Below are 26,594 nucleotides of genomic sequence, written 5' to 3'. Positions count from 1 at the left end.
GTTCTGAGCCAGGATCAAACTCTCAAGTTGAAAGCCACCGAAGCAGCTATCCTTGACAGAAGAACCTTGCACATCTGTCACCCGCGACTAGCGGGTGATCATCTCTGCTTGTCGTTCCACAAAACGTGAACCGTCAAACAGTGAAGCTGACACCTGGATCATCGGGTTCCCCCTACCAGGCCGATATGCAAACTCCCTCGCCGAAAAACGACCAGACCGCCCGCATATCCCTTCAGATATACCATAATGTCAAAAAGCAGAGGAAACAAAATCGCGGAAGATGCGTCATTCGCTTGACGCCCCGTCCGGTCAGTCATTCCCAGATTGTCTCGGTTCCGCTCCCGCTTCCCCGTCCCGTCCGACGCTGCCGTCGTTCGGTGAGCGGGTATCTAGACCCCGCAAAACAAACCCGCAAGACCAAAAATAAAGAAAAATGACAGAAGAAGGTAACTGCCCGTAAAGTAAGAGGAAAATGGGAAGGATCAGGGCCGTCGCCGTGAAGCGGCGGGGGAATCACTCCGCAGGCCGCGACAGCCCGGCCGATCTCCGCCGCCGCGCTTTTCCCGGCAAACGCAGGCCCAGCAGCACCAGAATCGCCCCGAGAATCGTCAGCGGCCAGGATTCCCAGACCTTCAGCGCCCAGAGCCAATGCACCGCCGCCAGAATCGCCGCCGGATAGACCAGCCGATGCAATTGCCCCCAGCGCGGGCCCAGGCGGCGGATCGAGAAGCGGTTCGAGGTCAGCGCCAGCGCCAGCAGCATGGCAAAGCCCAGCATGCCGAAGACCAGATAGGGCCGCTTGGCCACGTCCCTGAGCATCTGCGCCCAGAGAAAGGCCATGTCGAAGACCACCCAGGCCGCCAGATGGCAGGCGGCATAGCTGAAACAGATCAGCCCCAGCGCCTGGCGAAAGCGCATCAGGTTCAGCCGCGCCAGCCGCAGCAGCGGCGTCACCGCCAGCGTCGCCAGCAGGAAATAGATCGCGGTGCGGCCCAGCCGATGCTCGATATCCCGCACCGGATCGACGCCCAGATGGCCGTGCAGCGTGTCCCAGACCAGCAGCCCCAGCGGAATCAACCCCAGCAGCCAGACCGCCCAGACCGGGACATGCCGCAGCCAGCGATTGAGGTGCTGCGGCATCAGTAATGCTTCGCCAGGTCCATGCCCGCATAGAGCCCGGCCACCTGATCGCCATAGCCGTTGAACATCAGCGTCTCCTGCCGGCCGCCGAACAGTCCGCTGCCGATCCGCCTTTCGGTGGCCTGCGACCAGCGCGGATGGTCCACCTGCGGATTCACATTGGCATAGAAGCCGTATTCGCCGGGCTGCAGCATCTGCCAGCTGCATGGCGGCTGCCTGTCGGTCAGGGTGATCCCGACGATCGACTTGATCGACTTGAAGCCGTATTTCCACGGCACCACCAGCCGGATCGGCGCGCCGTTCTGGTTGGGCAGCACCCGGCCGTAAAGCCCGGTGGCAAGGATGGTCAGCGGATGCATGGCCTCGTCCAGCCGCAGCCCCTCGCGATAGGGCCAGTCGATGATGCGCGACCGCTGGCCGGGCATCTGGCCGGGGTCGTGCAGCGTGCGGAAGGCGACGTATTTCGCGCCCGGCTGCACGCCGGCCTTGCCGAGCGCCCCGGCCAGGGGCACGCCGAGCCACGGAATGACCATCGACCAGGCCTCGACGCAGCGCAGGCGATAGATCCGCTCCTCCAGCGCCGCCTCGGGGGCGAGGTCCTCGACGCCGTAGCTGCCGGGCCTGTCCACCATGCCGTCGATCTGCACCGACCAGGGCGCGGTCTTCAGGCTGCCGGCATATTGGGCCGGATCGGTCTTGCCGGTGCCGAATTCGTAGAAATTGTTGTAATTGGTGATGTCCTCGAAGCTGTTCGACGTCTCGTCGGTCGAGAAGGCCGAGGGCTTGCCGCTGAGACCGAGAGCCGGCGTGGCCAGCGCCGCGACGCCCGCCGCCAGAAAGGCCCGCCGGCTCAGGTAATCCGCCTCGGGCGTGACATCGGACCATTTCAGCGCCATGGCAAATTCCCCCTCTGCCCAGAGCCATCATGCCACCCGCCCAGGCGGATGCCGATGAAATTCCGCGTGATTTCCACGCGAGGACCGGAAGGAAAAGGGCGGATGCCGACGCATCCGCCCCTTTGCGTCAGTGCAGCGGCACCCGCGGCCCGTCCTCGCCGGCCGAGCCGAGATGCGCCGTAGTCACGCGGTTGCCCACGATCAGCCCCTCTGGGCCGGCGCTGACATGCACGGTCTGGCCGTCCAGAACCTCTCCGGCCAGGATCATCTCGGCCAGGGGGTTCTGCAGGCTGCGCTGCATCACCCGCTTCAGCGGCCGGGCGCCGAAGACCGGGTCATAGCCCTCGTCCGCCAGCCATTTCAGCGCCGCCTCGTCCAGCTCCAGCCCGATCTTGTGCTGCGCCAGCCGGCTTTCCAGCTGCCAGAGCTGGATCTTGACGATGCCGTCCATGTTCTCGCGCGTGAGGCGATGGAAGATGATGATCTCGTCCAGCCGGTTCAGGAATTCGGGGCGGAAATGCGCCCGGACCGCATCCATCACCTGCGCGCGCGCCTGACTCGAATCGGCGCCCTCGGGCAGTTGCGACAGCGCCTGCGCCCCGAGGTTCGAGGTCAGCACGATCAGCGTCTGCTTGAAGTCCACCGTCCGGCCCTGGCCGTCGGTCAGCTGGCCGTCGTCCAGCACCTGCAGCAGCACGTTGAAGACGTCCGGATGCGCCTTTTCGACCTCGTCGAACAGGATCACCTGATAGGGACGCCGCCGCACCGCCTCGGTCAGCACGCCGCCCTCGTCATAGCCGACATAGCCCGGAGGCGCGCCGATCAGCCGCGCGACCGAATGCTTCTCCATGAACTCGGACATGTCGATGCGGACCATGGCCGAGTCGTCGTCGAACAGGTATTCGGCGATGGCCTTGGTCAGCTCGGTCTTGCCGACGCCGGTCGGGCCCAGGAACAGGAAGCTGCCCAGCGGCCGCTTGGGGTCGTTCAGCCCGGCCCGCGCCCGGCGCACGGCGTTGGACACGGCCGTCACCGCCTCGGACTGGCCGATGACGCGCTTGCCCAGCACGTCCTCCATCTTCAACAGCTTCTCGCGCTCACCCTCCAGCATCTTGCTGGTGGGGATGCCGGTCCAGCGTTCCACCACCTCGGCGATCTGCTCGGGGCGCACGGCTTCCTCGACCATCGGCCCGTCCTCGCTGCCCTCGGATTCGGCCAGCTGCCGCTCGAGGCCCGGGATGATGCCATAGGAAAGCTCGCCGGCGCGGGCCAGGTTTCCTTCGCGCTTGGCCTGGTCCAACTCGGCGCGGGCGCGGTCGAGCTGTTCCTTGAGGTTGCGCGAGCCCTCCAGCCGATCGCGTTCGGCCTGCCAGCGGGCGGTCATGGTCGCGGATTTCTCCTGCAACTCGGAGAGCTGCTTCTCCAGCTTCTCCAGCCGGTCCTTGGAGGCGGCGTCGTCTTCCTTCTTCAGCGCCTCGGCCTCGATCTGCATCTGCAGGATCTGCCGGTCGAGCTGGTCCAGCTCCTCGGGCTTGCTGTCCACTTCCATGCGCAGCCGGCTCGCCGCCTCGTCCACCAGGTCGATGGCCTTGTCGGGCAGGAAACGATCGGTGATGTAGCGATGCGACAGGGTCGCGGCAGCCACCAGCGCGGCGTCGCTGATGCGGACGCCGTGGTGCAGCTCATACTTCTCCTTGATGCCGCGCAGGATGCTGATCGTGTCCTCGACCGTCGGCTCCTCGACCATGACCGGCTGGAAGCGCCGGGCCAGCGCCGCGTCCTTTTCGATATACTTGCGGTATTCGTCCAGCGTGGTGGCGCCGACGCAATGCAGCTCGCCCCGGGCCAGCGCCGGCTTGATCAGGTTCGCGGCATCCATGGCGCCGTCGGTCTTGCCGGCCCCGACCAGCACATGCAGCTCGTCGATGAACAGCACGATCTCGCCGGCGGCATCCTCGATCTCCTTCAGCACGGCCTTCAGCCGCTCCTCGAACTCGCCGCGATATTTCGCGCCGGCGATCAGCGCGCCCATGTCCAGCGCCCAAAGCTGCTTGTTGCGCAGGCTTTCCGGCACGTCGCCGTCGATGATGCGCAGCGCCAGCCCTTCGGCGATGGCGGTCTTGCCGACGCCGGGCTCGCCGATCAGCACCGGGTTGTTCTTGGTGCGGCGGGACAGCACCTGCATGGCGCGGCGGATTTCCTCGTCCCGGCCGATGATCGGGTCGATCTTGCCCTCGGCCGCGGCCTCGGTCAGGTTGCGGGCGTATTTCGACAGCGCCTCATAGCTGTCCTCGGCGCTGGCCGTGTCGGCCGTCCGGCCCTTGCGGACGTCGTTGATGGCGCTGTTCAGCGCCTGCGCCGTCACCTTGCCCGCCGTCAGCGCGTCGCGTGCATTGGTGTTGACGATGGCAAGCGCCGTCAGCACCCGCTCGGCCGGCACGAAACTGTCGCCGGCCTTCTTGGCCAGCTTCTCGGCCTCGTCCAGCACGCGCACCAGCGAGGTATCGACATAGACCTGACCCTGCCCGCCGCTGACCTTGGGCTGTTTCGCCACCGCCTGGTCGACGGCCTGGCGCACGGCCTGGGCGTCGCCGCCGGCCCGCGCGATCAGATTGCTGGCAAAGCCCTGCTCGTCGTCCATCAGCGCCTTCAGCAGATGCTCGGGCATCACGCGCTGGTTTTCCTCGCGGATCGCGATGGTCTGCGCCGCCTGCAGGAAACCGCGCGACCGTTCCGTGAACTTTTCCATATCCATATGAAATTCCTTTCCTCAGCCCCCGCTTTGGACCGCCCGCATTGGCACGATCCGGCTCGGGTCCTGCCTGTCACATGGGCAGGACGAAACGGGGTTTCAAGACAGCCGGTTCCCCCCTATAAGCGGGCCGTTTGTCGCAGGCTGAGGTGGAACATGGACGACCGTCTGATCGTGGCGCTGGACGTGCCGAACGCGCTGGCCGGGCTGGAGCTGGCCGAAAGGATCGGCGACGCGGCCAGCTTCTACAAGATCGGCCTGGGGATGCTGACCGGTGGCGGGCTCGCACTCGCCAACGAGCTCAAGCAGGAACACGGCAAGCGCATCTTCCTGGACATGAAGTTCTTCGACATCGGCGCCACGGTCGAGGCGGCGGTGAAAGGCATCGCGCAATACGACCTGGATTTCCTGACCGTGCACGGCGACCCGCATGTGGTCCGGGCGGCGAAACAGGGGGCAAGCGCGTCGGGGCTGAAGATCCTGGCGGTGACCATCCTGACCTCGCTGGACCGCGCCGACCTCGATGCCGGGCTGATCGTGCCGGGCGATCTGGCCGAGATCGTCGCCACCCGCACCGCCCGCGCCTTCGAGGCCGGGGCCGACGGCGTCATCGCCAGCCCGCGCGAGGCGGCCCTGATCCGCGCCCTGCCCGAGGCGGCGGGCCGGCTGATCGTCACCCCCGGCGTACGCCCGGCCGGCAGCGACGCCGGCGACCAGAAGCGGATCGAGACGCCCGCGACCGCCATCGCCAGCGGCGCCGACCATATCGTCGTCGGCCGCCCGATCTGGCAGGCCGCGGACCCCCGCGCCGCGGCGCAGGCGATCCAGGCCGAACTCGCCGGGGCGTAATCAGCCGAAATTGCGCTGAAGCACCGGCGCCAGGTCCTCGCGCGCCGCCGTGGCGCGGGCGATGGCCCAGACCTTGGGCGCATTCCCCTGGAACCATGCCGGTCCGGGCTTCCAGTTGGTCATCACCGCCAGATAGATGTCCAGGGCCGAGAAGCGTTCGCCCAGGAACCAGGGGGCGCCCGCCACGCCCTCCACCGCGGTCCACAGTTCCTGCAGCCGCGCGGTGGTGGCCTCGCCCAGCTCCTTCTGCGCCGTGCCGTCGCTGAGAAAGCGCGAGGGATCGTCGCCGAAGGTGAAGCAGGGATAGACCTGCGCGACCAGGAACATCAGCCAGCGCAGGAAGCGCGGCCGCTCGGGCGCGCCGGGGGCCGGTACCAGATCGTCCCGCTCGGTCATGTCGGCCAGGTGCAGGGTGATCGCCGCGCTTTCCGACATCACCCGCCCGTCGGGCAGGATCAGCACCGGGATCTGCCCCGCCGGACTGATCCGCATCAGGTCGCGCTTGGCGGCCGGATCGAGGAACAGGTCCGCGACCTCGATCCTCTCGGCCTCAAGGCCGTAATGCGCCAGTTGTGCCTCGACGATGGCCGAGCCCCAGCCGTTGCGACGGTATAGCTGCATTCGAGACATGCATGCCTCCTTCCTGTCGATGCGCCGATCATGCACAGCGGCGGGCGATTCTCAAATCCCGCAGCCCGATCCGGCAAGAACAAGCCGCACCCGGTCGCGGAAATGCGGCACGGCCCGGGGATGGGCGACGAATTCCGCCACCGGCATCATCCGCCATTCCTGCCCCTCGTCGCCGAAGCGGATCGCGGCGATCTCGGCCGCCGTGATCGTGCCGGAAAACAGCCATGACGCGCGCCCCGGTTCGCCAAGCGAGGCAAAGGCCCGCCCCGTCAGCCGCCCCGGGGCAAGCCGCAGCCCGAATTCCTCGTAAAGCTCGCGCAGGGCGCATGCGACCGGCGTCTCGCCCGGCTCGGCGCCGCCGCCGGGCAGGTCCCAATGACCCGGAAAGGGAATCCAGGGATAATCGTCGCGCAGGCAGGTCAGCAGATCCGCCCCATGGGTCAGCACCAGCTTGGCGCCGGCCAGGCCTAGTTGTCGTTGATGTCGCGGGTCCAGCGCCGCACCTCGCCCCGGTTCCTGCCGAAGATGCGCCGCAGCGCCAGCCAGATCACCCCGGTCAGGACCGCCGTGACCACCAGCGCCATCGGCAACCCGCCGGGCCACAGGCCCAAAAGCAGCGCCAGCCCCATCAGCAGCACCGCCCCGGCGAGCCCCAGGAAGAACCAGCCCGGCAGCGCCAGTTCCAGCGCCGCCAAAAGGAGCGCCGCGATGATCCAGATCCAGCCGTTCGCCCAGCTCATGCCGCGCCCCCTGGCTTCACGCCGCGGAGCATGCGGAAGGCGTCGCCAAGCGCCTCGACGGCCGAGGCGGGAACGATCACCGTCTGCTTGCCCTGCCCCTTGCCGACCTCGGCCAGCACCTCGACCTGGCGCATGGCGACCTGGTATTGCGCCGCCTCGATCCCGCCCTCGCGGATCGCCGTGGCGATGGCCGCGGTGGCATAGGCCTCGGCATCGGCCAGCAGCCGCTTGGCCTTGGCCTGCTGCTCGGCGGCGTAAAGATCGCCGTCGGCGGCCAGTTCCACGGCGCGGCGTCGGCCCTCGGCCTCGGTCACCTGGGCACGGCGGGCACGTTCGGCATTCAGCTGCTGCAGCATGGCGGCGCGCGTGGCCTCGTCCAGGTTGACGTCCAGGATCTCGGCCCGCGTCACCTCGATGCCCCAGTCGTCGACGATATTGGCCAGCGATTCGCGGATGCGCTCGATCAGCGGGGCGCGGTTCGACTGCACCTGGTCCAGCTCCATCGCGCCGATCTCCGAACGCACGATCCCCGCCACCGTGGTGGCGATGGCCGCATCCACGTCGCGGATGCGATAGACGGTCTTTTCCGGCTCGATGATGCGATAGAAGACGCTGGTTTCGACCTGCACCAGCACGTTGTCCGCCGTGATCGCATCCTGGCGCGATGTCGGCAGCTGGCGCTCCAGCACCGAGATCCGATGCGCCACCCGGTCGAGGAAGGGCACGATGAAGTTGATCCCCGGCCCCAGCACCGCATGCAGCCGGCCGAAGCGTTCGACGACGTATTTTTCCGATTGCGGCACGATGCGGACGGCGCGGCTGACGGCGAACAGGATCACCAGCGCCAGAATGATCAGGGCGAGGTTCTGGCCGATCATCTCGGCGAATTCGGGCGGCATCGCGGCCTCCTTTCTGGTTCACTCGGCGGCGAAGGCCGAATCGCTGGCGTCCGGACGCAGCCGCGCCAGCCGCGCGACGACGCGGGCGAAACGGGTCCGGAACAGGTCGAAATCGGCGCGCGGCTCGATCCGGCGCTCGTCCATGTAGAGCGAGCGGTCCAGTTCCAGCTGCACGACATGGACATTGCTGCGCGGCCGACCATAGGTCTGGGTGATATAGGCGCCGGAAAAGGGCGAATTGCGCCGCAGCCGGAAGCCCTCGGCCACCACGGCATCGGCCACGCCGGCGCTGATCCGCGGCGCGGCCGAAACGCCGTTGCGGTCGCCCAGCACCATGTCGGGGCGCGGGCGCGGCAGATGCACCAGCGCATCGCGCGGCATGGAATGCATATCGATCAGGACGGCGCCGCCGAACCGCGCCACCGCCTCCTCGATCAGGCCGGAAAGCGCGCGGTGATAGGGATGCCAGAGCCGGGCGATGCGGCTTTCGGCCTCGGCCCGCGGGATCGGCCGGTCGTGGATGGCACGGCCCTGCGAGACGACGCGGGGAATCACCCCCAGGCCGGCCATGATGCGCGGATTGCTCATCGCCGGGGCGGCGCCCGAGACCACCAGCGGGTCGATTTCCTCGGGGCCGCGATTCAGGTCCACCACGCAGCGCGGCACCCGCGCGGTCAGCACCGCGGCGCCATGGTCCAGCGCCGGGGCGATCAGCCGGTCCACGAAAGCATCCTCGGACGAGCGCAGCTGCTGCGCGTCCAGCCGCGATTCGGCCAGGAACCAGTCGGGATAGGCGCGGCCGGAATGCGGCGAGGCAAAGATCACCCCGCCCTGCCACGACGGCGGCCGCATCAGATCGAAAATCGGCTCTTCCCTGGTCATCCCTGGCGTTCCCCGGCGGCGCGACCGGCGCCAGATCTGGGTGATAAGACAGAAAGGGTTATAAACCATGATCGGGCGCCGCCAATAGCCGTCGATTGAGGGCTTGAAACCCCGGGGCGAGGTGGCTATAGACACGCGGACCAAGGCGATCTGGCGGCGCAAGCCGGAAGAATCACCTGTCAGTGGGCGGTTAGCTCAGCGGTAGAGCACTACGTTGACATCGTAGTGGCCACTGGTTCGATCCCAGTACCGCCCACCATTCGTTTCGCGCCCCCGGGGCTCAACCGGGGGTATTTCGTTTCCAAGGCGCGACCTTAGCGATGCGCCGCGATAGGAGAAGACCGATGAAGGTTCGCAATTCGCTCCGCTCGCTCAAGAGCCGCCACCGCGATTGCCAGATCGTGCGCCGCAAGGGCCGCATCTACGTCATCAACAAGACCAACCCGCGCTTCAAGGCCCGCCAGGGCTGAGAACCGGCGAATCATCCGATTCAAGGACGCCCGCAGGCCCCGCGCCGCGGGCGTCTTGCTTTCCGGCCTGGAACCCGGCCGGTGGGGGCCGACTGCCCCCACACCCTCGTGGATATTTCCACAAGGGAGAAGATCGCAGGGGCGGTGATCGGCGCGGCGGGACGCCCGGCTTCGGTCGGGACACGGTCGGGCGTGACGGAGGGGTGGCGCGGAGAAGCTCCGCCGGAATGGCCGGCCCGGGACGCATGCCGGCCAGCGCCGAACGAAGCGCCGCCCGGGCCAAGGCGGCGCGGGCTTCACGGCTGCCGGTCAGCGCGGCCCATCCGCCAGAAGGCCCGAGACCGTCTGCTGCGTGAGGTAACCGGTCACGCGCAGGTTGCGCGCCTCTTGATAGCGGCGCAGGGCGGCGCGGGTTTCCTCGGTGAATTCGCCGTCGACCGCGCCGGGCTGCATGCCGGCCAGGCGTAGCCGGTCCTCGATCAGCCGCCGCGCCGAGGGGGTCAGGCCCAGCGCGGATTCTTCGCGGCGCGCCGCTTCGATGCCAGCGCGCAAGGTGGCAAGCCGCTGCCGGGCCTGCGCCGCATGGGCGCCGGCCGGGAAACGGTCCAGATAGGTCTCGTAGGCCGCGGCCGAGCCCTGGCGGCCGACCCAGCGCCAGGTCGCCTCGTCGCCGGCGGGCGCGGCCGCCGGGTCGGGCTGGCCGCCGGAGAGCCGGCGGCGCGCGGTCTCGGCGTGAAGGCCGTCGGGATAGCGGTCCAGATAGGCGCGCAATCCTTCGGGATCGCCCTGCGCACCGGTCTGCCGCCACCAGGCGCGGTCGCGGGCGGCGGCATCGGCCTGCAGCCGCTCGACCTGGGTGGCGAGCATCCGGACCTGGCTGCGGGTCAGATGACCCGTCGCCGCCAGCCCGTTCCGGCGCTGCCAGTCCGTGATCGCCGCGCGCGTGCGCTGGCCGAAAACGCCGTCGGCCGGGCCGGGCTGGCCGCCGAGCTGCGACAGGCGGCGCTGGATGGCGGCGCGCTCGGCCGGGGCGAGGTTCAGCGCCTGTTCCGCCGCGGCCGCCGGGGAAAGATCCGGGCCGGGCCGGACGGGGCGCAGCTCGGCGAGCCGGAGGCGGGCGACGCGGGCGAAGCGCCCTGCCGGGAAATCCTGCAGATAGGCGACGTAGCCTGCGGCCGAATCCTCGGCCACGACCCGCGCCCAGACATGGCGGTCGGCACTCTGCGCAGCCGGCGCGCGGCGGATCTGCGCCAGCCGCTCGCGAGCGGGGGCGGCATAGAGCCCGCGCGGAAAGCGCGCGAGATAGTCCTGATAGGCGCGCATGCCGTCCGCGGTCGAGGCTTCGGCCCAGGCATCGCGGTCGGCAGCCTGCGGGTCAGGGACCTTCCGGCGCGGGGCCAGCACCGGATCCCGGGCCCCGCCCGGCACCAGCTGCAGCGCCGGATCGGCCGCCATGGCCTGCACCAGGCTGGCGCCGCCGGCCAAGCGGCCCATGGCGCGGGCCCCCGCCTCGGGCGAGCCGGTGACGACCCAGACCCCGCGGGGCGGCGCCAGCGGGCCGATGCCGTTTTCCAGCCCCGGTCGATGCGGCATCCGTTGCCCGTCGGTGCCCAGCACCAGCACCGCGCCCGGATCGCCCCCGGCCATCAGCCGCATGACCAGCGACAGCGGCACGCCCTGCATGCCCACGCCCAGGCGGCCGGGCTCCTCGGCATCGGCGCCCATGAACCAGGTCTCGGTCCCGTCGTTCAGGAAGCGGCCGTTCAGCGCCACGATGCGCGCGCCCGGCGCCGGATCGGCGCGGACCAGCGACTCGATCAGGCGGCGCAGGGGACCCGCCGCCAGATCGACGCCTTGCTGGGTGGTGAAACCCGCCACGCGCAGGGTATTTCCCAGCGCCACCGTGTCCGAGCCCGCCAGATCGGGGGCGCTGCGGTAATCGGCATTGCCGACGATCACGGCGCGGTTTTCGGCCCAGGCGGGCGCGGCCCCGATCAGGGCGGCAAGCAGGGCTGCGGCGATGCGCATGCGGGCGACCTCATTCCGGGCGACCGGAATCAGTCGTAGCTGCGCCGGTCCTCGATCACCTTGCCGTCATTCGGCAGCGAACCCGGCGCAACCAGTTCCACCCGGCCGCGAAGTTTCAGTGTGTCCAACACCGTTCCCTCGTATCTTGCCGCATCATCGGCCCCGGTTTCCAGCAGCACCGTCATCACATCCATATCACCCGAGCGGTCCGCGACGACGCGGGCGCGGCTGATCTCGGGGTGCCGGGCGACCAGCGCCGCGACCTGCTCGGGACGCACGAACATGCCCTTGATCTTGGTGGTCTGGTCGGCGCGGCCCATCCAGCCCTTGATGCGCATGTTCGTGCGCCCGCAGGGGCTGACGCCGGGCAGAACCGCCGAAAGGTCGCCCGTCGCGAAGCGCACCAGCGGATAATCCGGGTTCAGCGTGGTCACCACCACCTCGCCCACCTCGCCATCCGGGACCGGGTCGCCGGTGCCGGGGCGGACGATCTCGACGATCACCCGCTCGTCCACGATCATCCCCTCCATGGCCGGGGATTCATAGGCGATCAGGCCCAGATCGGCGGTAGCGTAGCATTGCGTGGTGGCGATGCCGCGATCCGCATAGGCCTGGCGCAGGCTGGGAAACAGCGCCCCGCCCGAGACCACGGCGCGGGTAAAGGACAGCCGCTCGCCCAGTTCCCCGGCCTTGTCCAGCATCACCTTCAGATAATCGGGCGTGCCCGCATAGACGGTGGTGCCGATGTCCGCGGCGGCGCGGACCTGCAGCTCGGTCTGGCCGGTGCCGGCCGGCAGGGTCGCGGCCCCGACCGCGCGGGCGGCGCTTTCGAACATCATGCCCGCCGGGGTCAGGTGATAGCCGAAGCAATTGTGGATGATGTCGCCTGCCCCGACCCCCGCCGCATGCAGGAACCGACCCAGCCGCCACCAGTCCGCGCCGCGCCGCCCGGGCTCGTAGATCGGGCCGGGGCTCTGGAACACGTTCTCGAACTCCGCCGCCGGCCGCGTGGTGAAGCCGCCGAAGGGCGAGATCCGCCTCTGCGCCTCGGAAAGCTCGGATTTGCGGATCACCGGCAGCCGGGCCAGCGCCTCGCGGCTGGTGATCTGATCCGGCTCGATCCCGGCCAGGATGCGGGCCAGCGCCGGCGCCGTGCGGGCCCGCGTCAGCGCGGCGGGCAATTCGGCCGCCAGCCACAGCGCCCGCGCCTCGGCGCTGCGGGTTTCAAGCTCGTCATAGAATGTCATGGGGATGCCTTTCTGCGCTCAGGCCAGCCAGCGCTTGCGCCGGCGATAGGACCGCACGTCGCGAAAGCTCTTGCGGCCCTGGTCGGACATGCCGAGATAGAATTCCTTGACGTCCGGGTTCTCGCGCAGCGCGTCCGCCGGACCGTCCATCACCACGCGGCCGCTTTCCAGGATATAGCCGTAATGGGCATAGCGCAGCGCGACATTGGTGTTCTGCTCGGCCAGAAGGAAGGTCACGCCCTCGCCCTCGTTCACCGCCTTCACGATCTCGAAGATCTGCTCGACCAGCTGCGGCGCCAGACCCATCGAGGGCTCGTCCAGCAGGATCGTCTCGGGGCGGGACATCAGCGCCCGGCCCATCGCGCACATCTGCTGCTCCCCGCCCGAGGTATAGCCGGCCTGGCTTTTCCGGCGCTCCTTGAGACGGGGGAAATAGGAATAGACCATCTCCAGGTCCTGGCGGATCGCCGCGCCGCCGTCGGTGCGGGTATAGGCGCCGGTCAGCAGGTTCTCCTCGATGGTCAGGTGCTCGAAGCAGTGGCGGCCCTCCATCACCTGGATGATGCCCTTCTTCACCACCGAGGCGGGGTCCATGTCCTGGATCCGCGCGCCGCGATAGCTGATCGCGCCCTTGGTGACCTCGCCCCGCTCGGAATGCAGCAGGTTCGAGATCGCCTTCAGCGTCGTCGTCTTGCCCGCGCCGTTGCCGCCCAGAAGCGCGGTGATGCCGCCCTTGGGCACCGACAGGCTGACGCCCTTCAGGACCAGGATGACGTGATTGTAGATCACCTCGATATTGTTGACCTCGAGCAGGGTCTCGCGGTCGGGCACGGCGTCGAACATGGGCTTTCCCTCCGGATCGATGGGCCCCGGCGGCGCACCGCCGGGGCAAGGGATCAGCAGCGCGGCGAGATGCCGGCTTCCTTGGCATAGGCTTCGCTGTCCTCAAGGATCAGCGGGTCCAGAACATCCTGATCTGGCTGGGTGAAGTCGGTGATCAGGGTCCATTTCCCGGCCGAGGCATCCCATTGCTGCAAGCGCGCCATGCCGCTGCCGCCGTGGTTGTCGCAGGTCATCTTGATCTCGGGTCCGAAGTCCGGCAGGCCCAGTTCGGCCAGCCGCTCGGGGGTGATGTCCAGCGCCTCGAACCCGTCGCGCAGCTGCGCCGCGGTGATCTGCGGCGTGCCGGCCAGCTCCTGCGCCTTGGCGATGGCCTCGGCGATGACGACCGCCGCATACATGCCGCGCGAATACAGCACCGAGCCGACGAACTGCCCGCCCTGCGAGGCCTTGCCCGGATCGATGACGTGCTTCTTCATGTCCTCATAGATCGGGTAATCCATGCCGACGCCGTGGAAGGTCAGCGCCTTGTAGCCGTTGGCGCCCGCGCCCACCGGCTTCACGTCCACCTCCGAACCGGACCAGTAGGTGCCGATGAAGTTCTCCATCGGGAAGCGGATGTTGGCGGCCTCCTGGATGGCGGTCTGGTTCATCACGCCCCAGCCCCACATCAGCACGTAATCCGGCTTGTCGCGGCGGATCTGCAGCCACTGGCTCTTCTGCTCCTGGCCGGGCGGGTCGACCGGCAGCTCGGTCAGGGTGAAGCCGTGCTTCTTGCCAAGCTCCTGCAGGGTGCGGATCGGCTCCTTGCCATAGGCCGAGTTGTGATAGACCAGCGCGATCTTCTTGCCCTCGAGGCTGCCGCCGTTCTGGTCCAGCAGGTATTTCACCGCGACCGAGGCGCCGTCCCAGTAGTTCGCCGGGGCGTTGAACACCCATTCGAAGACCTTGCCGTTCTTGGCCGAGGTGCGCCCATAGCCCGGGGTGTAGAGCGGGATCTTGTCGGCCGCGACCTTGGGGATCAGCTGATAGGTGATGCCGGTGGAGAGCGGGTTGTAGACCAGCGCGCCCGAGCCCTTGGTCGATTCATAGCATTCGACGCCCTTCTCGGTGTTATAGGCGGTCTCGCATTCCGGGGTGCGGATCCTTTCGCCGCCGATGCCGCCGTCGCGCTCATTCAGCAGGGTGAAATAGTCGTTGAACCCGTCGGCATATTGCGTGCCGTTGGCCCCATAGGGCCCGGTCCGGTAGCTGAGGTTCGGCACCACCAGGTCGGCCATGGCCGGCGCCGCCGCCATGACGGCGCCCAGCGCGACGGTTGCGAGTTTCAGTTTCATCTTGGTCTCCTCCCCAAGGGTTTTGTTCCGCCGGTTGTCCGGTCGTTAATGCGGGAACGGCCAGAGCCGCAGCTTCTCCTTCGTCAGCGCCCAGAGACGCGCCAGCCCGTGCGGCTCGACGATCAGGAAGAACACGATCAGCGCGCCGACGATCATCAGCTCGATATGGGCGGCCAGGTCGGTCGGCCAACCCAGCTGCGCCACCAGCACGTTCTTCAGGAAGACCGGCAGCAGCACCAGGAAGGCGGCGCCGGCAAAACTGCCGAAGATGCTGCCGAGCCCGCCGATGATGATCATGAACAGCACCAGGAAGCTCTTGTTGATGCCGAAGGCCTCGCTGGCCTCGGCCGCGCCCAGATAGACCGAGAACAACAGCGCCCCGGCGATGCCGACGAAGAAGCTCGAGACGGCAAAGGCCGACAGCTTGGCGGTCAGCGGGTTCACCCCGATGATCTCGGCCGCGATGTCCATGTCGCGGATCGCCATCCATTTGCGGCCCACGCTGCCGCGGGTCAGGTTGCGCGCCACCCAGGCCAGCAGGACGGCGAAGGACAGGCAGATCAGGTATTTCGCCGAGGCCGTGGTGGCGGGCCCGGTCACCGCCCAGCCCAGGATGGTGCGTTCGGGCGCGTTGATCTGCCCCGAGGCCGAATAGTTGTAGAACCACGGCACCTTGTTGAACAGCCAGACCAGGAAGAACTGCGCGGCCAGCGTCGCCACCGCCAGGTAGAAGCCCTTGATCCGCAGGCTGGGCAGGCCGAAAAGCATGCCCACGACCGCCGTGATCGCCCCGGCCAGCACGATATGGATGACGATCGGCACCCCCGGAAAGGCGACCATCAGCTTGTAGACCGCATAGGCGCCCACCGCCATGAAGCCGCCGGTGCCCAGGCTGACCTGCCCGGCATAGCCGGTCAGGATGTTCAGCCCGATCGCCGCGATGGCATAGATCAGGAAGGGCACCAGCACCGCATTGGCCCAGTAGCTGTCGATGACGAAGGGCACGACCAGGAAGGCCACCGCCAGGATCGCGTAATAGCCCCAGCGATCCAGCTTGATCGGAAAGGTCTGGCCATCGTCGCGATAGCTCGTCTTGAAGTCGCCCGCCTCACGATAGAACATCCGCCCCTCCCGGCTTGGTCGTTTCGACATTCGGGTATTTGTGAAACAGAGAAGCCTTCTTTGTTTTCCAAATACCCAGTCCCGAGTCCTCAACCCGCGCCATGGTCAGACCCGCTCGATGATGCGCTCGCCGAACAGGCCCTGCGGCCGGAAGACGAGGAAGATCAGCGCCAGCACATAGGCGAACCAGTTCTCGGTCGCGCCGCCGACCATCGGGCCGACGAAATATTCGAACAGTTTCTCGCCCATGCCGATGATCAGCCCGCCGACGATGGCGCCGGGGATCGAGGTGAAGCCCCCCAGCATCAGCACCGGCAGCGCCTTGAGGGCGATCAGCGAAAGCGAGAACTGCACCCCCGATTTCGTGCCCCACATGATGCCCGCGACCAGCGCCACGAAGCCGGCGATGGACCAGACCATGATCCAGATGAATTGCAGGCTGATGCCGACCGACAGCGCCGCCTGGTGGTCGTCGGCCACCGCGCGCATCGCGCGGCCCTGCTTGGTATATTGCGCGAAGCCGACCAGCGCCGCCACCAGCACCGCCGCAATGACCGCCGCCCAGATGTCCAGCCGGTCGATGAAGAAGCCGTAGCCCAGCCAGTCATTGGTGGCTGCCTCGACCGTCTCGGAAATGCCCTGCGGCAGGCCGACGTCCAGCACCTTCACGTCGGCGCCCCACATCACGTCGCCAAGTCCTTCCAGGAACCAGGCCAGGCCGATGGTGGCCATGAACAGGATGATCGGCTCCTGCCCGACCAGGTGCTTCAGCACCAGCTTCTCGATGGCGATGGCCAGGCCGACCATGACCAGCGCCGTCAGCAGGATGGCCAGCAGGCCCGGCACCGTCCAGCCGAAGCTCGACAGATGCACGCCGAAGGCGGCGTTGATCAGATGCGCGAAGGGCACCCGGCCCTCCATGATGCCGACCAGCGTCATGGCGGCGAAGAGCGCCATCACCCCCTGGGCATAGTTGAACACCCCCGAGGCCTTGTAGATCAGCACGAAGCCCAGGGCGACCAGCGAATACATCACCCCGGCCATCAGGCCGTTCAGCAGGATCTCGCTTGCGTAAAGAAACTCCATTCCTGCCCCCTATGCGTGTTCCACGCCCAGATAGGCGCTGATGACTTCGGGATTGTTGCGCACCTCGTCGGGGGTGCCGTCGCCGATCTTGCGGCCGTAATCCATCACCACCACCCGGTCGCTGAGGTCCATGACCACGCCCATGTCGTGCTCGATCAGCGCGATGGTGGTGCCGAACTCGTCATTCACGTCCAGGATGAAGCGGCACATGTCCTCCTTCTCCTCGACGTTCATGCCGGCCATCGGCTCGTCGAGCAGCAGGATCTTCGGCTCGGCCGCCAGCGCCCGCGCCAGTTCGACGCGCTTCTTCAACCCGTAAGGCAGCCGGCCGACCGGCGTCTTGCGGATGTTCTGGATCTCCAGGAAGTCGATGATCTTCTCGACCTGCTCGCGGTTCTCGACCTCCTCGCGCTCGGCCCGGCCCCACCACAGCGCCTGCGACCATATCGGCGCCTTCATCATGTTCAGGCGGCCGGTCATGATGTTGTCCAGGACCGACATGCCGTCGAACAGCGCGATGTTCTGGAAGGTGCGGGCAATGCCCAACCGCGCCACCTCATAGGGTTTCATCGGGCCGCGGCGATGGCCCTTGAACCAGATCTCGCCCTCTTGCGGGACATAGAAGCCCGAGATCACGTTCAGCATCGAGGACTTGCCGGCGCCGTTCGGGCCGATGATGGCGCGGATCTCGCCCTCGCGGATGTCGAAGCTGATATCCTTGATCGCCGTGACGCCGCCGAAGCGCAGGGTGATGTTCCTCAGGTCCATCAGCACGCCGCCGATCTGGCGGCCGTCGGGGGTGGTTGTGGTCTGGGTCATTCCGCGGCCACCTTCTGCATGGTCCGGGTCGGGAAGGTCCGGGCGTCCTCGATCTTCAGCACCGCGCGGATCTCGCCCTTGCGGCCGTCCTCGTAGGTCACCTCGGTGCGGGTGCTGACCGTGTCGCGCCCGTCATAGAGCGCCGCGATCAGGTCGGCATATTTCTCGGCGATGATGTTGCGGCGCACCTTGCGGGTGCGGGTCATCTCGCCGTCGTCGGGGTCCAGTTCCTTGTGCAGCACCAGGAAGCGGCTGATCTGGCAGCCCGAGAGCATGGGATCCTGGGCGATGGATTCGTTCACCGCCTCGACATGTTCCTTGATCGTGGCATAGACCTGCGGATGGCCGGCCAGTTCCTGATAGCTGGCATAGGCGATGTTGTTGCGCTCGGCCCAGTTGCCGACCGCGGTCAGGTCGATGTTGACGAAGGCGGTGCACATGTCGCGGCCGGCGCCGAAGACCACCGCCTCCAGGATGTTGGGATAGAACTTCAGCTTGTTCTCGACATATTTCGGCGCGAACATCCGGCCGTCGGCCATGCGGCCCACGTCCTTGGCGCGGTCGATGATGCGCAGGTGCCCGGTCGCCTCCTCGAAGAAGCCGGCATCGCCCGTCGCCACCCAGCCCTCGGCATCCTTGGTCGAGGCGGTGCTGTCGGGATTGTTGTAATATTCCACGAAAGTGCCGGGCGAGCGGTAGAACACCTCGCCGTTCTCGGCGATCTTCAGCTCGACGCCGGGCGAGGGCACGCCGACCGTGTCCGAGCGCACCTGCCCGTCCGGCTGCTGGGTGATGAAGACGCTGGCCTCGGTCTGGCCGTAGAGCTGCTTCAGGTTGATGCCCAGGCTGCGGTAGAAATCGAAGATCTCGGGACCGATCGCCTCGCCCGCGGTATAGCCGACGCGGATGCGGGAATAGCCCAGCGTGTTCTTCAGCGGACCATAGACCAGCAGGTTGCCCAGGGCATAGCGCAGCCGGTCCAGCCCGCCGACCGGCTTGCCGTCCAGGAGCGCCGGGCCGACGCGGCGCGCGACCTCCATGAAATGCCGGAACAGCCAGCGCTTGAACCGGCTGGCATCCTCCATGCGGATCATCACGCTGGTCAGCTGCCCCTCGAAGACGCGCGGCGGGGCGAAGAAATAGGTCGGGCCGATCTCGCGCAGGTCGGTCATCATCGTATGCGCGCCCTCGGGGCAGTTCACGGTGAAGCCGGCCCAATAGGCCTGCCCGACCGAGAAGATGAAGTCGCCCACCCAGGCCATCGGCAGATAGGCCAGCACTTCCTCGCGCTCGGTCAGGTGGTCGAAGGCAGCGGTGTTCCGGCCGGTCTCGATGATGTTGCGGTTCGACAGCACCACGCCCTTGGGCTTGCCGGTGGTGCCCGAGGTATACAGCATCACGCAGGTGTCGTCGTAGCCCAGCGCGGCGGTGCGCGCGTCCAGTTCGTGGCCCAGCCGCTGCCCGGCGGCGCGGCCCTCGGCTTGGACATCGGCCAGCGCGTTCATGCGGGAATGGTCGTATTTCCGCATGCCGCGCTTGTCGGTATAGACGATATGCTGGACCGAGGGGGCGCGGGCGCCGACCTCCAGCACCTTGTCCACCTGTTCCTGGTCGCCGCAGACGACGAAGCGTGCGCCGCAATGGTCCAGCACATAGGCCATCTCGTCGGCCACCGCGTCCTGATACAGCGGCACCGGCACCGCGCCGCACATCTGCGCCGCCACCATGGCCCAGTAATGCGCCGGGCGGTTGCGGCCGATGATGGCGACATGATCGCCCCGGTTCAGCCCCAGCACCAGGAAGCCCAGCGCCAGATCGCGGATCTCGGTCGCGGCCTCGGCCCAGGTCCAGCTTTGCCAGATCCCGAATTCCTTTTCCCGATAGGCCGGCCGGTTGCCGAAGCGTTCGGCATTGCGCGCCAGCAACGCTGGAATCGACTGCAAACCGGCCTCGGCCGCCTCAGCGTTCTGCATGGTTCCTCCCCTTGCCGTCAGGGCTCCTCTTCCCTCTGGCAATCGCAGCTTACAGCGGCAATTCTTGCGTCAGTTTTTCCTGAATCCTACGAATTGTTACAGGGACCGCGCAATGCCAGGAATGGAGATGCCCTCGAACGACCGGCATGCCGAGCTGACCCGCTCGGGGCTGAACCTGATCCAGCAGGCGATCTCGATCTTCGACGCCGAGCTGCGGCTGGCGGTCAGCAACCGCCCCTATCAGGCGATGTTCGGCCTGCCGGACGAACTGACCCGCAGCGGCGCCACCTTCGAGGATACGATCCGCTATCTGGTGCATCGCGGCGAATACGGTCCCCAGGACGATCCCGAGGCCGCGATCCGCGAGCGCGTCGACCAGGCCCGCACCTTTCAGCCGCATTACATGGAACGAAAGCGCGCCGACGGCCGCTGGATCTCGGTCGAGGGGGCGCCGCTGTCTCAGGGCGGCTGGATCGCGGTCTATACCGACATCACCCATATCAAGCGGCAGGAGGAGCTGCTGCGCGCCCGCTCCGAGGAACTGTCCGAGCGGGTGCTGGAGAATGCCGAGCGGCTTTCCGCCGCGAACCGGGCGCTGGCCGCGACCAATGCCGCGCTGGAGGAAGCCAAGCGCATCCTGACCGAATCCGAGGCGCGCACCCGCCATGTCACCGCCATGGTCCCGGCGCATATCGCGCATATGGACCGCGACTATCGCTATACCTTCTCGAACAACCAGATCTCGATGGTGTTTCCCGGCTCGGACGCCTCGATCATCGGGCGGCAATGCGAAACGGTTCTGGGGGCCGAGACCTTCGCCCGCATCCGCCCGCATCTGGACCGCGCCATCGCCGGCCAGCCGCAGGTGTTCGAGATCACGCACCCGCCCTCGGGTCGGCGCATCCGCATCGCGCTGACCCCGGACCAGAACGGGCGCGGCGTCTATATCCTGTCCACCGACGTCACCGCCGAGGTGCAGGCGCGCGAGGCGCTGACCCATGCGGCGAAACGCGCGGTGGCGGCGCAGATGACCTCGGGGCTGGCGCATGACTTCGGCAACCTGCTGACCATCATCCTGGGCCTGCAGGGCCGGCTGGCGCGCGCCGGCCTGCCGCCGGAACAGGCCGAGGACGTGCAGGCGACGCTGGCCGCCGCCCGTCGCGGGGTGCGGCTGCTCGACGGCATCTCGGCGCTGACCGGACGGCGCGAGCACCAGCCGCAGCCGGTCGATCTGCGCGCCATGCTGGACGATCTGGCGGCGATGACCCGGCCGACGCTGGGCGCGGAGGTCGCGCTCGACACCCGCATCGGCGAGCTGCCGGCGCGGGTGATGCTGGACCCCGGCGCGCTGCAGGATGCGCTGCTGAACCTGATCCTGAACGCCCGCGACGCCATGCAGGGCCGGGGCCGGATCGCCGTCGAGGCTCGCCCCGCCGGGCGCTGGCTGGAGATCGCGGTGACCGATACCGGGCCCGGCTTCTCGGCCGAGGCGCTGGCACGGGCGACCGAGCCCTTCTTCACCACCAAGGGCAGCCAGGGCACCGGCCTGGGCCTGTCGATGGTCTATGACCAGATCAAGCTGTCCGGCGGCACGCTGCGGCTGGGCAATGCCGAGAGCGGCGGCGCCCGGGTCACCATCCGCCTGCCGCTGCGCGCCGCGCACCCGCATCTGGTGCTGCTGGTCGAGGATGACGACGCCATCCGCGCCCATATCCGCGAGATGCTGACCGCCCAGGGCCATTCGGTGATCGAGGCCGGCTCGCTCTCCGAGGCGCGCGGGTTGACCGACCTTCCCGGCCTGACGCTGATCCTGTCGGACCTGCAGCTGGGCGACGGTTCGGGCGCCGATCTGCGCGGCCGCGGCCTGCCTCTGGTGCTGATGACGGCGCTGCCGCCGGGCGATCCGCGCAGATCGGGGCTTGACGGACCGGTCCTGACCAAGCCCTTTGGCGACACCGAACTGGCCGTGGCCATGGCAGAGACCGATGACTGACGCCCCCTTGATCGCCATCCTCGACGACGAACCCGAAATCCGCCGCCTGCTCTCCGCGGCGCTGGAGGAGGCGGGCTTCCGCACCTTAGGCTTCGCCCGCGCCACCGAATTCGAGGCGGCGCTGCGCCGTATCCAGCCCGATGCCTGCCTGATCGACCTGGGCCTGCCCGACCGCGACGGGCTGGCGCTGGTGCACCGGCTGGCCAGCGAATCCGGCGCGGCGATCATCATCATCTCGGGCCGGGCGCAGGTGCAGGACCGGGTGACGGGCCTTGAGCTGGGCGCCGACGACTACATCATCAAGCCCTTCGAGCCGGCCGAGGTCGTGGCCCGCATCCGCGCCCGGCTGCGCAGGCCCCAGCGCGAGACCGGCGCCGGCCGCCAGCAGATCCGCTTCGCCGGATGGTCCGCGGATTTCGACCGCTACACCCTGACTTCGCCCGAGGGCGCCGAGACCCCGATCTCCCATGCCGAGGCCGAGGTCCTGCGGCTGTTCCTCGACAATCCGCGCCGGCTGATCTCGCGCGCGCAGATGCTGGAGACGCTGGGCGGCACGGCGGGCGAAAGCTTCGACCGGGCGATGGACGTGCGCATCTCGCGCCTGCGCACCAAGCTGGGCGAGGACCCGAAGAACCCGCGGCTGATCAAGACGATCTACGGCGCGGGCTATATCTTTCTGGCCGAACTGGGCTAGATTGCCCCCATCCTCGCGGAGATTGCCATGCCCACCGTCTATGTCCTGAACGGCCCGAACCTGAACCTGCTGGGCCAGCGCCAGCCCGAGATCTATGGCAGCACCACGCTGGCTGACGTCGAGCGCGACTGCAAGGCGCTTGGGTCCGAGCTGGGGCTGGACATCGCCTTCCACCAGTCGAACCACGAGGGCGCGATCATCGACCTGATCCACGAGGCCCGGCGGTCGGCCCAGGCCATCGTCATCAACCCGGCCGCCTTCACCCATACCTCGGTGGCGATCCTCGATGCGCTGAACGCCTTCGACGGGCCGGTGATCGAGGTGCATATCTCGAATGTCCACAAGCGCGAGAGCTTCCGCCACCATTCCTATGTCAGCCTGCGCGCCGAGGGCGTGATCGCCGGTTTCGGGGTCAATGGCTACCTGCTGGCGCTGCGCCATGTGGCGAAGCTGGTGGGATAGGGGGGCGGTAGGGGTGAGCCCATTTCTGACGCTCGGAGCACCCCATCGAACCGCAATAGTATCTAGGTGCGTGCAATCTGCTAGACGGAAACGCGATGACGTTTGAGGACCGCATTCGTTCCCTGACAATGCCGCGCCGCGGTGCATATCCGCGTCCTTGGATGACCGATACGGATCCCGATCAGGTCAAGGTCCTGATCGTCGGGGCCAGTTCGGCAAAAACCTTTCATTGCGCTGACGTGGGAACCCACGATCAGTTTCTGGACGCGCTATGGAATCGCAATGGTCGATCCTGCAGGGAGATGTATGATGCGGCCACCACCAAACCGTCAAAGACACGACCCAACTTAGCCCGGCTCTCCAAGATGCTGGCCGAACGCGGGCTAACCTCAATGCAGACGAACATTTCTTGCGCCAGTGCGCGCTATGATGCTGATCTTTCGGATGAAGACCGCGCTCATGGCACCGAAATATTCAAGGCCGTGCTCGAACACGTGCCGTGGCGCGCAATGATCGTCTACGGTGTCGGCGCGTCCAAACAGTTTGGTCGCGCTTTTGGCATGGCAATGCCGCAGGTGCCGTCGCCAGATTCCGCGCCCGTGCAGGTGAGCTTCCGAGAGCGGACGGTGTTTATATCGCCGACGCTAGCGCCGCCGAGATACCGCACTTCCGTTTGGCCGTATCTGGAGCGGGTGGTGGGGATCATCGCAAGCACCGTTTTGTAGTCACACCGATATCGATCATTTAACAGCAGCTTTCCGCAAAGCAGACCTGCTACCTGCCGGCCCTCTTCAAATCACCCCGCGCCGCGCCAGGTCCCGGCCCAGCGCCTCGGCGCCGGTAAAGTGAATCCCGTCCATGCCCAGCGCGCGGGCGCCCTCGACATTGGCCGGGCTGTCGTCGACGAAGATGCAGTCCCCGGGCCGCAGCCCGTTGCGGTCCATCAGCAGCCGGAAGATCGCCGGGTCGGGTTTCAGCACGCCGACCTGGCCCGAGACCAGGATATCGGCGAAGATCGCACCCAGGCGGGGATGCAGCTCCAGCGCATGCGGCCAGGTCTCGGCCGACCAGTTGGTCAGCGCATAAAGCGGCACGTCTCGGGCCAGCAGCGCCTCGGCCACCACCCAGCTGCCGGGCACGGTCTTTTCGATGGTGACGGGAAAGGCCGCCAGATAGCCCGCCAGGTGCCGCGCCTCGTCGCCATGCTCGGCGCGGGCGGCGGCCAGCCCCTCGGCAAAGCTGCGCCCGCCGTCCTGCATCCGGTTCCAGCCGGGAAAGTCGATGCGGGCCATCCAGGCCTCGGCCTCGGTCCGGCTGGTGAAGACATCCGCAAAGGCCAGGACCGGATCCCAGTCGATCAGCACCCCGCCCAGGTCGAAGATCACGCTTTTCATCGCATCCTTCCCTTTCCACCGGGCCCAGATCGGCCGGAATTCCGGGCGGTGTAAAGCCCGAAACCGCCGCAGGCCGCCCGCCATCTTGCCCGGCCAGGCGGACAGATGCGTGACACCCCGCGACGGACCGGCGGCGCTCGGCCCTTGCAAAGCGGGACGCCGGGGCCTAGTGTCGCGCGAAAGACTCATACACTTGGGGAGCCCCGCACGGGGCTGAGAGGTGCCGGGCACCGACCCATCGAACCTGATCCGGGTCATGCCGGCGTAGGGAAGGGTAGAGTGATGCGGCCCCGCAATTCCCGGTCCGCCACCCATCCGCCCCACGTCCCCATGCCCGGCCAAAACGAAAGGCGGGCCATGTCGGGATTGCAGCCCCATCCCATCGCGCTGACCATCGCCGGCTCGGACAGCGGCGGCGGCGCCGGGATCCAGGCCGACCTGAAAAGCTTCTCGGCCCTCGGGGTCTATGGCGCCTCTGTGATCACGGCGATCACCGCGCAGAACACCCGCACCGTCGCTGCGGTCGAGCCGGTCAGCCCCGCCATGGTCGCGGCGCAGATCGACGCGGTTTTCGGCGATCTCGAGGTGCGCGCGGTCAAGATCGGCATGGTCGGCGGCGCAGATGTGATCACAGTCGTCGCCGACCGGCTGGCGGCGCTGCTGGCGGACAATCCGGTGCCGGTGGTGCTGGACCCGGTGATGGTGGCGAAATCCGGCGACGCGCTTCTGCCGGACGATGCCGTCTCGGCGCTGCGCGAGCAACTGATCCCGCTGGCGACGGTGCTGACCCCGAACCTGCCCGAGGCGGCGCGGCTTCTGGGTCGCCCCGCCGCCGCGACGCCCGAGGAAATGCGAGAGCAGGGCGAGGCGCTGCGCGCCCTGGGCGCCGACCATGTGCTGATGAAGGGCGGCCATGCCAGCGAGGACGCCTGTACCGACCTTCTGGTCGGGCCGCAGCCGCTGGTCCTGACGGCCCCGCGCCAGCAGACGCCCAACACCCACGGCACCGGCTGCTCGCTGTCCTCGGCCATCGCGGCGGGGCTGGCCCAGGGCATGGCGGTGCCCGATGCCGTGACCCGCGCCCATGGCTGGCTGCAAGGCGCCATCGCCGCCGCCGATGAGCTGGCGGTGGGGCTGGGCCACGGCCCGGTGCATCATTTCCACGCGCTCTGGAGACGGACATGACCGCGATCACCATCCTGGGCGCCGGGGTGATGGGGCTGTGCATCGCCACCGAACTGGCGGCGCGCGGCACTCTGCCCCGGATCATCGACCCGGCCGGCAAGCCCGGCGCGCAGGCCTGCAGCTGGCGCGCCGGCGGCATGCTGGCGCCCTATTGCGAGGCCGAAAGCGCCGAGCCGGCGGTGCTGCGCCTCGGCCTTGACGCCGCCGACTGGTGGCAGGCGAATGGCGCCGAGGTCATCCGGCGCGGCACGCTGGTCCTCGCCCCCTCACGGGACCGGGCGGAACTCGACCGCTTCGCCCGGCTGACCCAGGCGCATCAGCCGGTGAGTGCCGAGGAGATCGCGGCGCTGGAGCCGGAACTGTCCGGGCGCTTCCCGCGCGGGCTGCATTTCGCCACCGAGGCGCATCTGAACCCGCGCGCCGCGCTGCTGGCCCTGCGCGACCGGCTGGAGGCGCAGGGCGTCGCCATCGAGACCGAGGGCACGCCCGCCGGCCTGATCGTCGATGCGCGCGGGCTGGCGGCCCGCGACCAGCTTCCCGACCTGCGCGGCGTGCGCGGCGAAATGCTGGTGATCCGCTGCCCGGAAGTGACGCTGACCCGCACCATCCGCCTGCTGCATCCGCGCATCCCCCTGTATCTCGTGCCGCGCGGCGAGGGCGTCTACATGATCGGCGCCACGATGCTGGAAACCGGCGGCAAGTATCGCGTCACCGCGCGCTCGGCCGTCGAGATGCTGTCGGCCGCCTATGCCCTGCATCCCGGCTTCGCCGAGGCCGAGATCCTGGAGCTTGGCTCGGATGCGCGGCCCGCCTTTCCCGACAACCTGCCCCGCCTGCGCCGGCGCGGCGGCACGCTTTACGCAAACGGCCTTTACCGCCACGGCTATCTTCTGGCCCCCGCCGTGGCCCGCATGGCCGCCGATTACCTTCTCGAGGGCCGGAAACCGGAGTTCATGGATGAAGATCACCCTTAACGGAGAGGCGCGCGACCTGACCGGCCCGACCGTGCAGGATGCGCTGGCCGAGATCGGATTGGGCGCGGCCAAGGTGGCGACGGCGCTGAACGGCGCTTTCCTGCCCGCCGCCGCCCGGCCCGCAACCACGCTGAAGGATGGCGACGCGCTGGAAGTCGTGGCGCCGATGCAGGGGGGCTGAG

General features: G+C 67.9%; 26 protein-coding genes, 1 tRNA gene and 1 riboswitch. Of the genes, 10 read left to right on the top strand and 17 right to left on the bottom strand.

Annotation, left to right across the window (positions count from 1 at the left end):
* Positions 1 to 513: 513 nt before the first annotated feature.
* From msrQ to clpB, 3 genes are all read right to left on the bottom strand, one after another.
* Positions 514 to 1,140 (bottom strand): protein-methionine-sulfoxide reductase heme-binding subunit MsrQ, encoded by a 627-nt coding sequence (gene msrQ / locus PARJ55_RS0103895; RefSeq protein WP_028711818.1) that lies wholly within the window; start codon positions 1,138 to 1,140, stop codon positions 514 to 516.
* Positions 1,140 to 2,036, bottom strand: a complete 897-nt coding sequence (msrP, locus tag PARJ55_RS0103890) for a protein-methionine-sulfoxide reductase catalytic subunit MsrP (protein ID WP_028711817.1) — start codon at positions 2,034 to 2,036, stop codon at positions 1,140 to 1,142. The genes msrQ and msrP overlap by 1 nt, the downstream gene beginning before the upstream one ends.
* A gap of 127 nt (positions 2,037 to 2,163) precedes the next feature.
* Positions 2,164 to 4,791 carry an ATP-dependent chaperone ClpB gene (gene clpB / locus PARJ55_RS0103885; protein WP_028711816.1) on the bottom strand — a complete coding sequence of 876 codons (2,628 nt, stop codon included), beginning with the start codon at positions 4,789 to 4,791 and terminating at the stop codon, positions 2,164 to 2,166.
* A 153-nt stretch (positions 4,792 to 4,944) separates the two neighbouring features.
* Between clpB and pyrF the strand changes: the two genes are divergently transcribed.
* Positions 4,945 to 5,637, top strand: coding sequence for an orotidine-5'-phosphate decarboxylase (gene pyrF / locus PARJ55_RS0103880; protein ID WP_028711815.1), 693 nt, complete (start codon positions 4,945 to 4,947; stop codon positions 5,635 to 5,637).
* Here the strand turns inward: pyrF and PARJ55_RS0103875 are convergent, their stop codons facing one another.
* The 5 genes from PARJ55_RS0103875 to PARJ55_RS0103855 are packed head-to-tail and all read right to left on the bottom strand — an operon-like array spanning position 5,638 to position 8,788.
* Entirely contained in the window at positions 5,638 to 6,267 is a 630-nt protein-coding gene (locus tag PARJ55_RS0103875; protein WP_028711814.1) for a glutathione S-transferase family protein, read from the bottom strand. It lies immediately after the preceding gene.
* Between the two features lie 51 nt (positions 6,268 to 6,318).
* Positions 6,319 to 6,714, bottom strand: coding sequence for an NUDIX hydrolase (locus PARJ55_RS0103870; protein ID WP_156929417.1), 396 nt, complete (start codon positions 6,712 to 6,714; stop codon positions 6,319 to 6,321).
* A gap of 20 nt (positions 6,715 to 6,734) precedes the next feature.
* Positions 6,735 to 7,007: a hypothetical protein gene (locus PARJ55_RS24485; RefSeq protein ID WP_028711812.1), complete on the bottom strand. Its 273-nt coding sequence runs from the start codon at positions 7,005 to 7,007 to the stop codon at positions 6,735 to 6,737.
* Entirely contained in the window at positions 7,004 to 7,906 is a 903-nt protein-coding gene (locus PARJ55_RS0103860) for an SPFH domain-containing protein (protein WP_028711811.1), read from the bottom strand. Before PARJ55_RS0103860 ends, PARJ55_RS24485 begins: the two co-directional genes overlap by 4 nt.
* 18 nt (positions 7,907 to 7,924) lie before the next feature.
* Positions 7,925 to 8,788 (bottom strand): N-formylglutamate amidohydrolase, encoded by an 864-nt coding sequence (locus tag PARJ55_RS0103855; RefSeq protein WP_028711810.1) that lies wholly within the window; start codon positions 8,786 to 8,788, stop codon positions 7,925 to 7,927.
* A 184-nt stretch (positions 8,789 to 8,972) separates the two neighbouring features.
* On the opposite strand from PARJ55_RS0103855, the gene PARJ55_RS0103850 reads away from it, so the two are divergent.
* Both PARJ55_RS0103850 and ykgO read left to right on the top strand, forming a co-directional pair.
* Positions 8,973 to 9,047: transfer RNA gene (locus PARJ55_RS0103850), tRNA-Val, on the top strand.
* Positions 9,048 to 9,132: 85 nt separating this feature from the next.
* Positions 9,133 to 9,258, top strand: a complete 126-nt coding sequence (gene ykgO / locus PARJ55_RS0103845) for a type B 50S ribosomal protein L36 (RefSeq protein WP_017998967.1) — start codon at positions 9,133 to 9,135, stop codon at positions 9,256 to 9,258.
* A 309-nt stretch (positions 9,259 to 9,567) separates the two neighbouring features.
* Here the strand turns inward: ykgO and PARJ55_RS21445 are convergent, their stop codons facing one another.
* The 8 genes from PARJ55_RS21445 to PARJ55_RS0103805 form a co-directional block, all read right to left on the bottom strand.
* Positions 9,568 to 11,286, bottom strand: coding sequence for a peptidoglycan-binding protein (locus PARJ55_RS21445; RefSeq protein WP_051416142.1), 1,719 nt, complete (start codon positions 11,284 to 11,286; stop codon positions 9,568 to 9,570).
* Between the two features lie 29 nt (positions 11,287 to 11,315).
* Positions 11,316 to 12,533, bottom strand: a complete 1,218-nt coding sequence (locus PARJ55_RS0103835) for a phenylacetate--CoA ligase family protein (RefSeq protein ID WP_028711809.1) — start codon at positions 12,531 to 12,533, stop codon at positions 11,316 to 11,318.
* 18 nt (positions 12,534 to 12,551) lie between these two features.
* Complete coding sequence (locus PARJ55_RS0103830) at positions 12,552 to 13,376, bottom strand: ABC transporter ATP-binding protein (RefSeq protein WP_028711808.1); 825 nt, start codon at positions 13,374 to 13,376, stop codon at positions 12,552 to 12,554.
* A 53-nt stretch (positions 13,377 to 13,429) separates the two neighbouring features.
* The gene (locus PARJ55_RS0103825) at positions 13,430 to 14,710 is read right to left on the bottom strand and encodes an ABC transporter substrate-binding protein (RefSeq protein ID WP_028711807.1); all 1,281 of its coding nucleotides are present in this window, start codon (positions 14,708 to 14,710) and stop codon (positions 13,430 to 13,432) included.
* 45 nt (positions 14,711 to 14,755) lie between these two features.
* A complete protein-coding gene (locus PARJ55_RS0103820) occupies positions 14,756 to 15,832 on the bottom strand; it encodes a branched-chain amino acid ABC transporter permease (RefSeq protein WP_028711806.1) in 1,077 nt (358 codons plus the stop codon).
* Between the two features lie 105 nt (positions 15,833 to 15,937).
* Positions 15,938 to 16,918 (bottom strand): branched-chain amino acid ABC transporter permease, encoded by a 981-nt coding sequence (locus tag PARJ55_RS0103815; protein ID WP_028711805.1) that lies wholly within the window; start codon positions 16,916 to 16,918, stop codon positions 15,938 to 15,940.
* 9 nt (positions 16,919 to 16,927) lie between these two features.
* Positions 16,928 to 17,737 (bottom strand): ABC transporter ATP-binding protein, encoded by an 810-nt coding sequence (locus PARJ55_RS0103810; RefSeq protein WP_028711804.1) that lies wholly within the window; start codon positions 17,735 to 17,737, stop codon positions 16,928 to 16,930.
* A complete protein-coding gene (locus PARJ55_RS0103805) occupies positions 17,734 to 19,710 on the bottom strand; it encodes an AMP-binding protein (RefSeq protein ID WP_028711803.1) in 1,977 nt (658 codons plus the stop codon). Before PARJ55_RS0103805 ends, PARJ55_RS0103810 begins: the two co-directional genes overlap by 4 nt.
* A gap of 112 nt (positions 19,711 to 19,822) precedes the next feature.
* Between PARJ55_RS0103805 and PARJ55_RS0103800 the strand changes: the two genes are divergently transcribed.
* The 4 genes from PARJ55_RS0103800 to PARJ55_RS23840 all read left to right on the top strand — a co-directional run bounded on the left by PARJ55_RS0103800 (position 19,823) and on the right by PARJ55_RS23840 (position 23,584).
* The gene (locus PARJ55_RS0103800) at positions 19,823 to 21,703 is read left to right on the top strand and encodes a PAS-domain containing protein (RefSeq protein WP_156929416.1); all 1,881 of its coding nucleotides are present in this window, start codon (positions 19,823 to 19,825) and stop codon (positions 21,701 to 21,703) included.
* Entirely contained in the window at positions 21,696 to 22,397 is a 702-nt protein-coding gene (locus PARJ55_RS0103795) for a response regulator transcription factor (protein ID WP_028711801.1), read from the top strand. Before PARJ55_RS0103800 ends, PARJ55_RS0103795 begins: the two co-directional genes overlap by 8 nt.
* A gap of 27 nt (positions 22,398 to 22,424) precedes the next feature.
* Entirely contained in the window at positions 22,425 to 22,859 is a 435-nt protein-coding gene (aroQ, locus tag PARJ55_RS0103790; protein ID WP_028711800.1) for a type II 3-dehydroquinate dehydratase, read from the top strand.
* 95 nt (positions 22,860 to 22,954) lie between these two features.
* The gene (locus PARJ55_RS23840; RefSeq protein WP_028711799.1) at positions 22,955 to 23,584 is read left to right on the top strand and encodes a hypothetical protein; all 630 of its coding nucleotides are present in this window, start codon (positions 22,955 to 22,957) and stop codon (positions 23,582 to 23,584) included.
* A 66-nt stretch (positions 23,585 to 23,650) separates the two neighbouring features.
* Here PARJ55_RS23840 and PARJ55_RS0103780 read toward each other — a convergent pair whose 3' ends face one another.
* Positions 23,651 to 24,253, bottom strand: a complete 603-nt coding sequence (locus PARJ55_RS0103780; RefSeq protein WP_028711798.1) for an HAD family phosphatase — start codon at positions 24,251 to 24,253, stop codon at positions 23,651 to 23,653.
* Positions 24,254 to 24,437: 184 nt separating this feature from the next.
* A riboswitch (TPP riboswitch) is annotated at positions 24,438 to 24,541 on the top strand.
* Between the two features lie 69 nt (positions 24,542 to 24,610).
* On the opposite strand from PARJ55_RS0103780, the gene thiD reads away from it, so the two are divergent.
* The 3 genes from thiD to thiS are packed head-to-tail and all read left to right on the top strand — an operon-like array spanning position 24,611 to position 26,593.
* The gene (gene thiD / locus PARJ55_RS0103775) at positions 24,611 to 25,438 is read left to right on the top strand and encodes a bifunctional hydroxymethylpyrimidine kinase/phosphomethylpyrimidine kinase (RefSeq protein WP_028711797.1); all 828 of its coding nucleotides are present in this window, start codon (positions 24,611 to 24,613) and stop codon (positions 25,436 to 25,438) included.
* Complete coding sequence (locus PARJ55_RS0103770) at positions 25,435 to 26,412, top strand: FAD-dependent oxidoreductase (protein ID WP_028711796.1); 978 nt, start codon at positions 25,435 to 25,437, stop codon at positions 26,410 to 26,412. Before thiD ends, PARJ55_RS0103770 begins: the two co-directional genes overlap by 4 nt.
* Positions 26,396 to 26,593, top strand: coding sequence for a sulfur carrier protein ThiS (gene thiS, locus PARJ55_RS0103765; RefSeq protein ID WP_028711795.1), 198 nt, complete (start codon positions 26,396 to 26,398; stop codon positions 26,591 to 26,593). Before PARJ55_RS0103770 ends, thiS begins: the two co-directional genes overlap by 17 nt.
* The last annotated feature ends 1 nt before the right edge of the window (position 26,594 follow it).

Source organism: Paracoccus sp. J55, from assembly GCF_000513975.1.
In the GTDB taxonomy this organism is placed as follows: domain Bacteria; phylum Pseudomonadota; class Alphaproteobacteria; order Rhodobacterales; family Rhodobacteraceae; genus Paracoccus.
Note: the sequence above shows the minus strand (reverse complement) of the source record. Positions and strands in the feature narration are given on the sequence as shown.

Excerpts from the sequence above, each read along its gene's own strand:
- msrQ (WP_028711818.1), bottom strand. The coding sequence starts at position 1,140 with ATGCCGCAGCACCTCAATCGCTGGCTGCGGCATGTCCCGGTCTGGGCG.
- msrP (WP_028711817.1), bottom strand. The coding sequence starts at position 2,036 with ATGGCGCTGAAATGGTCCGATGTCACGCCCGAGGCGGATTACCTGAGC.
- clpB (WP_028711816.1), bottom strand. The coding sequence starts at position 4,791 with ATGGATATGGAAAAGTTCACGGAACGGTCGCGCGGTTTCCTGCAGGCG.
- pyrF (WP_028711815.1), top strand. The coding sequence starts at position 4,945 with ATGGACGACCGTCTGATCGTGGCGCTGGACGTGCCGAACGCGCTGGCC.
- PARJ55_RS0103875 (WP_028711814.1), bottom strand. The coding sequence starts at position 6,267 with ATGTCTCGAATGCAGCTATACCGTCGCAACGGCTGGGGCTCGGCCATC.
- PARJ55_RS24485 (WP_028711812.1), bottom strand. The coding sequence starts at position 7,007 with ATGAGCTGGGCGAACGGCTGGATCTGGATCATCGCGGCGCTCCTTTTG.
- PARJ55_RS0103860 (WP_028711811.1), bottom strand. The coding sequence starts at position 7,906 with ATGCCGCCCGAATTCGCCGAGATGATCGGCCAGAACCTCGCCCTGATC.
- PARJ55_RS0103855 (WP_028711810.1), bottom strand. The coding sequence starts at position 8,788 with ATGACCAGGGAAGAGCCGATTTTCGATCTGATGCGGCCGCCGTCGTGG.
- ykgO (WP_017998967.1), top strand. The coding sequence starts at position 9,133 with ATGAAGGTTCGCAATTCGCTCCGCTCGCTCAAGAGCCGCCACCGCGAT.
- PARJ55_RS21445 (WP_051416142.1), bottom strand. The coding sequence starts at position 11,286 with ATGCGCATCGCCGCAGCCCTGCTTGCCGCCCTGATCGGGGCCGCGCCC.
- PARJ55_RS0103835 (WP_028711809.1), bottom strand. The coding sequence starts at position 12,533 with ATGACATTCTATGACGAGCTTGAAACCCGCAGCGCCGAGGCGCGGGCG.
- PARJ55_RS0103830 (WP_028711808.1), bottom strand. The coding sequence starts at position 13,376 with ATGTTCGACGCCGTGCCCGACCGCGAGACCCTGCTCGAGGTCAACAAT.
- PARJ55_RS0103825 (WP_028711807.1), bottom strand. The coding sequence starts at position 14,710 with ATGAAACTGAAACTCGCAACCGTCGCGCTGGGCGCCGTCATGGCGGCG.
- PARJ55_RS0103820 (WP_028711806.1), bottom strand. The coding sequence starts at position 15,832 with ATGTTCTATCGTGAGGCGGGCGACTTCAAGACGAGCTATCGCGACGAT.
- PARJ55_RS0103815 (WP_028711805.1), bottom strand. The coding sequence starts at position 16,918 with ATGGAGTTTCTTTACGCAAGCGAGATCCTGCTGAACGGCCTGATGGCC.
- PARJ55_RS0103810 (WP_028711804.1), bottom strand. The coding sequence starts at position 17,737 with ATGACCCAGACCACAACCACCCCCGACGGCCGCCAGATCGGCGGCGTG.
- PARJ55_RS0103805 (WP_028711803.1), bottom strand. The coding sequence starts at position 19,710 with ATGCAGAACGCTGAGGCGGCCGAGGCCGGTTTGCAGTCGATTCCAGCG.
- PARJ55_RS0103800 (WP_156929416.1), top strand. The coding sequence starts at position 19,823 with ATGCCAGGAATGGAGATGCCCTCGAACGACCGGCATGCCGAGCTGACC.
- PARJ55_RS0103795 (WP_028711801.1), top strand. The coding sequence starts at position 21,696 with ATGACTGACGCCCCCTTGATCGCCATCCTCGACGACGAACCCGAAATC.
- aroQ (WP_028711800.1), top strand. The coding sequence starts at position 22,425 with ATGCCCACCGTCTATGTCCTGAACGGCCCGAACCTGAACCTGCTGGGC.
- PARJ55_RS23840 (WP_028711799.1), top strand. The coding sequence starts at position 22,955 with ATGACGTTTGAGGACCGCATTCGTTCCCTGACAATGCCGCGCCGCGGT.
- PARJ55_RS0103780 (WP_028711798.1), bottom strand. The coding sequence starts at position 24,253 with ATGAAAAGCGTGATCTTCGACCTGGGCGGGGTGCTGATCGACTGGGAT.
- thiD (WP_028711797.1), top strand. The coding sequence starts at position 24,611 with ATGTCGGGATTGCAGCCCCATCCCATCGCGCTGACCATCGCCGGCTCG.
- PARJ55_RS0103770 (WP_028711796.1), top strand. The coding sequence starts at position 25,435 with ATGACCGCGATCACCATCCTGGGCGCCGGGGTGATGGGGCTGTGCATC.
- thiS (WP_028711795.1), top strand. The coding sequence starts at position 26,396 with ATGAAGATCACCCTTAACGGAGAGGCGCGCGACCTGACCGGCCCGACC.